This window comes from Desertibacillus haloalkaliphilus (assembly GCF_019039105.1).
In the GTDB taxonomy this organism is placed as follows: domain Bacteria; phylum Bacillota; class Bacilli; order Bacillales; family KJ1-10-99; genus Desertibacillus; species Desertibacillus haloalkaliphilus.
Genome location: NZ_JAHPIV010000120.1, coordinates 1 through 444 on the forward strand (window position 1 = coordinate 1; position 444 = coordinate 444).

General features: G+C 49.8%; 1 protein-coding gene. It reads right to left on the bottom strand.

The window, feature by feature from the left end:
• Positions 1-444 (bottom strand): hypothetical protein (locus KH400_RS29690; protein WP_217228014.1); only part of this gene is annotated, 444 nt, incomplete at both ends.

Consider the following 444-nt stretch of genomic DNA (forward strand, 5'->3'; position numbering starts at 1 on the left):
TCTTTCTCTTTTTCTCTTTCCTTCCTCTCTTTCTCCCTTCCCTTTCTTTTCCTTTTTTTTTTCTTCTTTTTTTTCTCTTTTTTTTTCTTCTTCCCCCCCTTTTTTTCCCCCTTCCTCTTTTTCTCCCCTTCCCCTCCTCTTCCCCCCTTCCTCTCCCCCTCCCCCCCCCTCCTCCCTTTCCCTTCCTTTCCTTCCTCTCTTTCCTTTCCTTCCCTTTCCTCTCCTTTCCCTTCCTTTCCTTTTTTTTCTTTTCTCTCCTTCCTCTTCCTTTCTTCCCCCCCCCTCTCTCCCCTCCCTTCCCCTTTCCCCCCCTTTCTCTTTTCCCCCCCTCCTTTCCCCTTCCCTTCCTTCCTTTTTTTTTCCCCTCCCCTCCCCCTTTTTTCCCCCCCCCTCCCTCTCCCCCCTTTTTCTTCTTCCCCTCTTTCTTTCCTCCTCTTTTTTTCC